The organism is Streptosporangium saharense, assembly GCF_014203715.1.
GTDB lineage: Bacteria > Actinomycetota > Actinomycetes > Streptosporangiales > Streptosporangiaceae > Streptosporangium > Streptosporangium saharense.
In genome coordinates, this window is sequence record NZ_JACHJP010000014.1 from 111910 (window position 1) to 119666 (window position 7757).

Below are 7757 nucleotides of genomic sequence, written 5' to 3' on the forward strand. Positions count from 1 at the left end.
ACCATCTCCCCGGGGCCGTCACAGCGCAATCCGTAGGAACCTCCGTAGAGGTACGTAATCAACCGAAAAACTGGTGTTCACAACCACTATGAGTTCACTTACGCTTTCACTCCACGTGGTGCTGCACGGCGATGCGGACAGGGGCATGCGATGGCCACGGCTCCAAGGCACGAGGCGTACGGCCCGGCGCGAACGGCGTCACCCGTCCTCGTCGGGCGTGAGTCCGAGCTGGAGTCCCTGACCGCGACGCTCTCCGAGCAGCCCGCGGTGGCGATGATCGAGGGTGAGGCCGGGGTCGGCAAGAGCAGGCTGCTGCGGGAGCTGCTCAACCGCCCCCCGCTGCGGACCCTGCGCATCATGCTCGGCCGCTGCCAGTCGCTGCGGGAGCCGTTCCTCTACGGCGCGGTGATCGAGGCGCTCGGCGGTCTCGCCCACCCGCCCGTTCCCCCCTCCCTGGCCAGGAACCGGCTCAACCCGGTCACCGGCGTCCTGCGCGCGCTGCTGCCCGAGCTGTCGGCCTACCTTCCCGAGGCCCCGGAGCCGACCGGCGACCCGAGGTCGGAGCGCCACCGGCTGTTCCGCGCCGTCAGGGAGCTGCTGTCCGGCATCGGGCCCGCGCTGCTCGTCATCGAGGACCTGCACTGGGCCGACGACGGCTCACGGCACCTGCTCCGCTTCCTGATGAGCGACCTGCCGCGCAACCTGTCGATCGTGGTCACCTACCGGCGCGAGGACGTGCCCGGCGGGGTGCCGCTGGGCAGCGCCTACCGTCCCCCGCCGGGGGCGGCGAGCGTCCTGGTGAACCTGCGTCCCCTCGACCGCTCCCAGGTGCGTGTCCTGGCCGCCGCCCTCCTCGGCAGGAGCATCTCCACACGCTTCGCCGGAAAGCTGTACGAACGCACCGCGGGCATCCCGTTCGTCGTCGAGGAGACCCTGCTGGCGTTGCGCGACTCGGCGGGTGGTGGCCGCGCGACCCGGCAACTGCTGGAGAACGTCGAGGTCCCGGTGCTGCTGCGCGAGGCGATGGCCGAGCGTCTCACCGGCATGCCCCTGCCCGCCGTACGGCTCGCGCAGGCGGCGGCCGTGTTGGAGACACCCGTCGATGCCGGGCTGCTGAGCGAGGTCGCCGGGCTGACGGAACGGCGCTGCCACGAGGCCCTGGCCTCCGCGCTCGGCAACGGCGTGCTGTACGAGATCGACGAGTGCTCCTACGGCTACCGCCACTCCCTGGCGAGACAGGCCGTCTACGACACGCTGCCCGGCTACGACAGGCAGCGGCTGCACGCCCGCGCGCTGCGGGCGCTCGAACACCGCGTCCCCAAACCCGTGGTGCGGATGGCCGAGCACAGCCACCACGCCGGGGACGTCGCGCTCGCGCTCCGCTACGGCGAGCGGGCCGCCGACCTGGCCGCGCAGGTCGGCGACGTCTCGGCCGCGACCGGCCTGCTCCAACGGCTGCTGGGATACCCCGGCCTCTCCCCCCGCGACGTGGACCGGCTCGCGGTCAAGCTCGGCCAGGTCGCACACGCGGGCCTCGACCAGTACGACCCGGTGGCCACCCTGGAGCGGCTGCTGAGCGACCCCAGGCTCTCGACCGCCGCCAGGGGCGAGGTGCGGCTCTTCCTCGGCATGCTCCTGGTGCGGCAGATCGGCGGCCTCGAAGCGGGACGCGCCGTGATCGAGACGGCCCTCGACGAGCTCGGCGAACGCCCCCACCTGCTCGCGAGGGGGGTGTCCGTCCTGGCGCAGCCCTTCTACGGCACGGCCCCGCTGCCACAGGTCCTGCGATGGCGGGAACGGCTGCTCGAACTGATCAGCAACTGCAAGGGAGAGCTGCGCCTGTCCCTGCTGGCCAACCACCTTTCGTCCCTGATGCAGACCGGCGACCCGGACGTCCTGCGGGAGTTGGCGTCCCTGTCGCCCCCCAGCCCGATGTCCACCGGCGAGCAGCGGCAGCTCGCCCGGGTGCACTGCAACATGGCCGACGCCTGCACCTGCGTCGGCCACCACGAACAGGCCAGGTCCCTGCTCCAGACGGGCCTGCGGCTGGCCATCGACTCGGGGGCGCCGTTCGTCGTCAGCACCGCCCGCGCCACCCAGACCAGGCTCGCCTGGTTCCTCGGCGACTGGAACGGCCTGGCGGAACGCGCCACCGACCTGCTCGACGAGTATCACGACCTGTTCCCCGTCGCCAGCGAGCTGTCCCTCGTCCTCGGCTCGCTGGCGATCGTCCGTGGCGACTGGGAGGAGGCCGAGGAACGCCTGTCCGCGACTGGTGTCGCCTCCCCGCACGACGCCATCACCCCGGTCGTCCTCGGCGGCTTCGCCGGTCTGGCCAGGCTCAGGCTCGCCCAGGGAGAGAACGCTCTCGCCCTGGCCGAGATCGACCGGGGCCTGACCGTCGCGCGCTCGAAGGGCGTCTGGTCCTGGACGGGGGAACTGGTCCCCGTCGCGGTCGCCGTCCTCGTCGAGGGCGGCAGGACGGACGACGCCAGGGAACTGACGCGGGAGCTCGAAAAGAACATCGAGGGCAGGGACGCCCCGATGGCCGCCGCCGGGCTGGAGATGGCCAGGGCCTGTCTCGCCATGGCCTCGGGCGACCCGGCCTCGGCGCTCGCCGGTTACGAACGGGCCGGAGAACGTTACCGCGCGCTGCCCGCGCCGTACTATGCCGCCCTCGCCGCCGAGCAGGCCGCGCTGTGCAGGATGGACCGTGGCGGCGCGGAGGCGGCACGGGCCACCGAGGAGCTGTCCGCGCTGGCCGACGAGTTCGCCGCGATGGGCGCCCCTCGCGACGCCGACCGATGTCGGTACCGTCTGCGCAGCCACGGCACGGTCAAACCATCACGTAGAGGACGCAGGGGCTACGGCGACGTGCTGTCCCCCCGCGAACAGGACGTCGCCAGGCTGCTGGCGAAGGGACGCACCAACCGCGAGATCGCCCAGGCGCTGTTCCTGTCTCCCCGTACGGTCGAACAGCACGTCGCCCGAACCCTCAAGAAACTCGGCAAACAGTCCAGAACCGACCTCCTGGACGACTGACCCTCCCGTGGCTTCCGCGTGCCCTGGCTTTCACGCGTCCGCGAAACCCGTGATGCCCGTAGTGACCCGTAGTGTCCGTGATGGCCCCGGGCCGAAAACCACGTACCCCTACGGATGTCGTCCCGGATTGTTCGGCGCCCGCCGTCGGCAGAGAGTAGTCACGACGCCCTCCCACCTCGTGGAGTACGGAAAGGACTGCGGTGAGCCTCCCGGGACGGGCAACGGCGTCCCCCGTCTCAGCGGGGTCTCCTCGGTCGGTGGGAGGGCGGAAACGGCATCTTCCCCCGCCCATCGCGAGGGTCGGGAGCCAGGGATCGGCAGTGCTGTTGGGAGCCGCCGGGCAAGGGCATCCCTGGAAGCGAGCGGCCCCCGGGGCTCGGGAACCCGGGGGCCTGCCGTACGAGGGAATCAGCCCAGTCGTACGGCCTCATAGCATTGTGTGGTCCATTCGACGGTTACCAGGTCGTCGAAGTCCCGGTGAATCGTCGTGGTTATCGTCTCGATCAGCGAATCACCGGTCTCCGGCGCGAGCGTCTGGAAATAGGACGTCGAACGCAGATAGGCGCCGAACTCCGCCGCGCTGAGATCCTCCTGCCACGGGAAAAGGACACTGCCGAGATATTCGAACCCGGGATGCGCGGCCAGTTCGTCGCCGGGCCAGGTTCGCGGGTCCTGGATCGCCTCGGCCTCGGCCCTGACGATCGGCTCGCCGGGCCGGTCGAGGTCCGACAGCCCGAAGTCGTCGTAGATCGCGCGGATCGCGGCGACGATCTCCTCCTGCCTGAGCGGCCCGCAGTTCCAGACCAGCCCCAGGAACCCACCGGGCCGCAGCAGGGCGGCCGCCCGGTCCATCCGCGTCTCCCGGTCGGTCCAGTGCCAGGCCTGCGCGCTGATCAGCCCGTCGTACGGCCCGGCCGCCGCGAAGGACTCGAAGGTCGCGATCTCCACCTGTTCCCCGGTACGGCTCGCCAGGATGGCCGCCATCCGTGGATCGGGCTCGATGGCCGTCACCGTGAGCCCCTGGTCGAGGAGCCCGGCCGTGGCCTTTCCCGTACCCGCCCCGATCTCAAGAACCTTCGGTCCCGGGAGTTTTCCCGCGATGTACTCGAACAGTTCGTCCGGATAATCCGGCCGGGCGTCGTCGTAAACCCGGGCGACACCTCCGAATGACAGAGCGTGCCGTTCCATGTACGCTTCCTCATCCTCCATGAAGATCATTCTATTGCCCGAAAACGATTTTCCTGCGGCATGGCCGATATCGTTCTCCCGCTGGCCGTACCGGTCACCAGAAAGGCGTCCACAAAAGCACTGGAAAACGCTCAGTCGAAACGAATGTGTCTGAGGCCCGTCAGCGCCCGGCGGGCACGGCCCCTGAGCGGGCCGTCGGTGTTCGGGGCGAGTCTCAGGCCGGTCGAGGCGGCTATCCGGTCGGCGACCTGTGCGACGGTGAGCCGGTCGGTCCAGATGTGCTCGGCGAACTCCTCGTCGCGCAACCGCTCCAGGCACCGGTCGAGCTTGGCCACGGCGAAGGTCTCCCGCCCCAGGGCGGCGTTCTTGCCCGCGACGAACTGCACGACACGACCGAAGCCGCGCTCCCTCAGCCGCCGCAACACCGTCGCCCGCTCGGCCAGCAGCGCGAAGTGCCGGACATCGTGACCGTCCTCCCGTAACCGGCCGACGATCTCCCTGAAGTACTCGGGCTCCACGACCGTCATCGGCACGATCACCGGCCCGTCATGCTTACCGAGAACCAGCTCAAGCACCTCGCGGACCCCACGCCGCCAGGCGGGCAGGTCCTGGAAGTCCCCGCGCAGCTCCGGCGGCATCATCCGGTGCAGGCCGAACCCGACATGCTCCGGATCACAGACCACACTCCCCGGCAACCGCCGCCGAAGCTCATAAGCCGTCTGCGTCTTCCCGCCCCCAAAAGGCCCATTAACCCAAACCAACATCCCCCGACCCTACGAGCCCATCCCCGCATGCGCGGGGAGCACGTTGGGCTTTGGGCACCGCAAGTGGGGTGTTTGGGACCATCCCCGCGCACGCGGGGATGGTCCCGCGTACAACGCGGCCACTGACATCCTCAACCGGTGCTCCCCGCGCACGCGGGGATGGTCCCCGAACGGCTGCCGACACTGCGGCCTACCCCAAGTGCTCCCCGCGCACGCGGGGATGGTCCTCGCCTCACGAGTGATCGCGGTCGACAGGAAGCGTGCTCCCCGCGCACGCGGGGATGGTCCCGCGGCTTGGCGGCACGCCTGGGTGCAGTAGCGGTGCTCCCCGCGCACGCGGGGATGGTCCCCACGTCGAAGACGCGATCATGGACCGCATGCCGTGCTCCCCGCGTGCGCGGGGATGATCTTTCCTCCCGAGACCGGAGCACGTGGTCAAGGAGTTGATGGGTTGAGGATTACGTTGATGTCGCTTTGGCGGTAGCGGCGTTGGCCGCTGGGGGTTTTGAGGGAGGGGATCTTGCCGGTGAGGGACCAGCGGTTGACGGTTTTGGGGTCGACGCCGAAGATGTGGGCGACTTCGCCGGGGGTGAGGAGGCGGTCGGTGGTTTCGGGTCCGGTGGTGAAGGTGCCGTCGGGGGTGACGGCCTTGCGGGTGGCCTTGAGGGTAGGCATGGGGGGCTCCTTCAGTAGCGGAGGTTGTGGAGGATCTTGTCGTGGTGGGCGAGTGCCCTGATCAATCCGTGCAGGGTGGTACGGCCGAGCACGTCGCGGGCTCCGGCTTTGCGCTGGTCGGGGCGCAGGGGGTAGTAGCGGGTGGCCCACCAGCGGGGTAGGCCGGGTAGGTCGCGTTGTTGGTAGTGCCAGCCGGGGTGGGTGCTGGTGAGCACGTCGATCACGCGTCGTTCGTACTCGTCATCGGTCATCGTCGTCTCGCTTCGGAGGACGGACAGGAAACTCGCTCCGCCCGGGGTCAGCAGGGGGTGGAAGCTCGGGTCAGAGGGGGCGAAAGCTGCGGTCCCGCGCGGGACGTTCTCGCGGGGACGGGGCGGAGCGTTCTTGCGGGGAGGGGTGGGCGGGTGCCCGGCCCGAGCCGGGGAGCATGAGCCGGGCACCCTGGAGGAGGACCGGTCTTCCACAAGCTGTGGAAGACCGGTGCGCCAGGCGGCTCCCCCTTCCCCAACACGCCCTGCCATGTCCCGACGTGTGTAGGAGCCGCCTTGCGGGAGTGTGCGGCCCAGACCCCTCCGTCTGGGCCGCACGTTCATGAGGTACGGCGGGCAGCGGGTGGGATGAGGTCCCACCGCCCGCCGTACCGGCTTTTAGGAGCGCAGGAGTCTGCGCAGTGCGGGAGGTCGTTGAGCGATCCGACCGGCCCGAAGAGCATGGGCGGCGTGGGCCTGCAAGGCACGAGCAGCGGCCACGGCCCGGATACTCGGCGGCACCGTCGCAGGCATCTGAGCGGCCAGCTTGCGGTCCAGTTCCTCCGCCGACTCAGCCCGCACCAGCAGCACAGCGCCGGGTTCGGGCCTGCCGGACAGGACATGCCGGTAGGCGCTCCACAGGCCGGACTGGGCATTGTGGAAGACCAGCCACCCGGGGTGAGCCGTTTGCACGGTGTTACAGGTTCGATCTGAAAGCCCGGCCTCTGGACGGGCCGCGTTGAGGAGTGGCATCATGCCGTCCTCCCTCCCGGCGAACGCCGCCTTCTGGCCGGGCCTCGGTCACTCGGCCCAGTGGGCGGACGCTCCCTGTTGTCGCGCGGGGCCAGCGAAGGCGGCGCGACCTGGACCAGCCGGGTCATCTCCGCCTCCTGCATCCGCCCCTCCAACCCCTCGGAGGTGGCGTCCTCGACCACCACGAGCTGCGGGCCGTCCCAGGACGCCACGGCGTAGAAGCTCCGCTTGCCCAGGCTGTAGAGCACCGTCCAGTCCGACCACACCTGATCAAGCCGCTCGGCCTCCGCTCGCGCAGGCCCGTCCCAGACCCGCTGATACACCGAGGCGTACGGCTGGCCGTCCCGATGCCGCCCCGTCACGAGACCGGCTCCGTCTTCTCGGCAGCGGCGACGGCGCTGCGGGCCTTGTCCTCCTGCTCGGCCACGGCGACCTGCACTTCCTCGAAGGTGTCGGCGTCCACCGCCGGTTCCACCCCGGCCCGCAACGCCACCCGAGGGAACGCCCGGTTGCGGATGGCCCAGTACCGGCCGGTGTCACTGACGATCAACCGCCAACCCGGGATCGCCGGACTGTTGGGGGTGTTGTTGTGCATGATCTGGACCTCCGTGATCCGATCAGAGGCTCTGGCCGACGAGGTGATCGCCAGACGGGCCTGCCCTGCGGGACAACAAGGAACGTGCGCGCCGTACGGCACAGCCACACGAGCACGGGAAACGCGGCAGCGGCCTTCGCGTCGAGGCGGCCGCCGGTCGCGGGCCGTACCGCACTCCTGCGGAAACCAGGCCGCGACAGACCGGATCGACGCAGCCTGGCCCAGGAGATCCCGGCTCGGGGAGCACCGGGGACAGGGCGCCGGGTCCGTCGAGGCGGTGAAGGCCAGGCAGGCCGCACCGGCCCAACAGGTTCCGAGGCCGGAACAGCAACCATGTCACCGGCAGGAACCGACACGGAATCCGGCTCGGAGGCGGCTTCCGGGAGGCCAGGCAGACCATCCGGTACGGCGGTCGCGGCCGGGGCCGCTGCGGGCGATCCCGGCTCGGGGTCCAACTCGGGAACCGGACGTCGCTGGGCGGGCACCAGCGGA

The 7757-nt window shown here is 70.2% G+C and carries 8 protein-coding genes; 1 reads left to right on the forward strand and 7 read right to left on the reverse strand.

Going from position 1 to position 7757, the window contains the following annotated elements:
* Positions 1–150 precede the first annotated feature (150 nt).
* Positions 151–3042 (forward strand): helix-turn-helix transcriptional regulator, encoded by a 2892-nt coding sequence (locus FHS44_RS38040; protein ID WP_184725058.1) that lies wholly within the window; start codon positions 151–153, stop codon positions 3040–3042.
* A 408-nt stretch (positions 3043–3450) separates the two neighbouring features.
* Here the strand turns inward: FHS44_RS38040 and FHS44_RS38045 are convergent, their stop codons facing one another.
* The 7 genes from FHS44_RS38045 to FHS44_RS38075 all read right to left on the reverse strand — a co-directional run bounded on the left by FHS44_RS38045 (position 3451) and on the right by FHS44_RS38075 (position 7265).
* Positions 3451–4251 carry a class I SAM-dependent methyltransferase gene (locus FHS44_RS38045; RefSeq protein ID WP_184725059.1) on the reverse strand — a complete coding sequence of 267 codons (801 nt, stop codon included), beginning with the start codon at positions 4249–4251 and terminating at the stop codon, positions 3451–3453.
* Positions 4252–4361: 110 nt separating this feature from the next.
* The gene (locus FHS44_RS38050; RefSeq protein WP_184725061.1) at positions 4362–4994 is read right to left on the reverse strand and encodes an AAA family ATPase; all 633 of its coding nucleotides are present in this window, start codon (positions 4992–4994) and stop codon (positions 4362–4364) included.
* Positions 4995–5429: 435 nt separating this feature from the next.
* Complete coding sequence (locus FHS44_RS38055; RefSeq protein WP_184716960.1) at positions 5430–5669, reverse strand: helix-turn-helix domain-containing protein; 240 nt, start codon at positions 5667–5669, stop codon at positions 5430–5432.
* An 11-nt stretch (positions 5670–5680) separates the two neighbouring features.
* Positions 5681–5920, reverse strand: a complete 240-nt coding sequence (locus FHS44_RS38060; RefSeq protein WP_184725063.1) for a hypothetical protein — start codon at positions 5918–5920, stop codon at positions 5681–5683.
* A 396-nt stretch (positions 5921–6316) separates the two neighbouring features.
* Positions 6317–6610, reverse strand: coding sequence for a hypothetical protein (locus tag FHS44_RS38065; RefSeq protein WP_184725065.1), 294 nt, complete (start codon positions 6608–6610; stop codon positions 6317–6319).
* Positions 6611–6669: 59 nt separating this feature from the next.
* A complete protein-coding gene (locus tag FHS44_RS38070; RefSeq protein WP_184725067.1) occupies positions 6670–7032 on the reverse strand; it encodes a hypothetical protein in 363 nt (120 codons plus the stop codon).
* A complete protein-coding gene (locus FHS44_RS38075) occupies positions 7029–7265 on the reverse strand; it encodes a hypothetical protein (protein ID WP_184725069.1) in 237 nt (78 codons plus the stop codon). The genes FHS44_RS38070 and FHS44_RS38075 overlap by 4 nt, the downstream gene beginning before the upstream one ends.
* Positions 7266–7757: the final 492 nt, after the last annotated feature.

Coding starts and splice junctions, on each gene's coding strand:
- FHS44_RS38040 (WP_184725058.1), top strand. CDS start 151: ATGGCCACGGCTCCAAGGCACGAGGCGTACGGCCCGGCGCGAACGGCG.
- FHS44_RS38045 (WP_184725059.1), bottom strand. CDS start 4,251: ATGGAGGATGAGGAAGCGTACATGGAACGGCACGCTCTGTCATTCGGA.
- FHS44_RS38050 (WP_184725061.1), bottom strand. CDS start 4,994: ATGTTGGTTTGGGTTAATGGGCCTTTTGGGGGCGGGAAGACGCAGACG.
- FHS44_RS38055 (WP_184716960.1), bottom strand. CDS start 5,669: ATGCCTACCCTCAAGGCCACCCGCAAGGCCGTCACCCCCGACGGCACC.
- FHS44_RS38060 (WP_184725063.1), bottom strand. CDS start 5,920: ATGACCGATGACGAGTACGAACGACGCGTGATCGACGTGCTCACCAGC.
- FHS44_RS38075 (WP_184725069.1), bottom strand. CDS start 7,265: ATGCACAACAACACCCCCAACAGTCCGGCGATCCCGGGTTGGCGGTTG.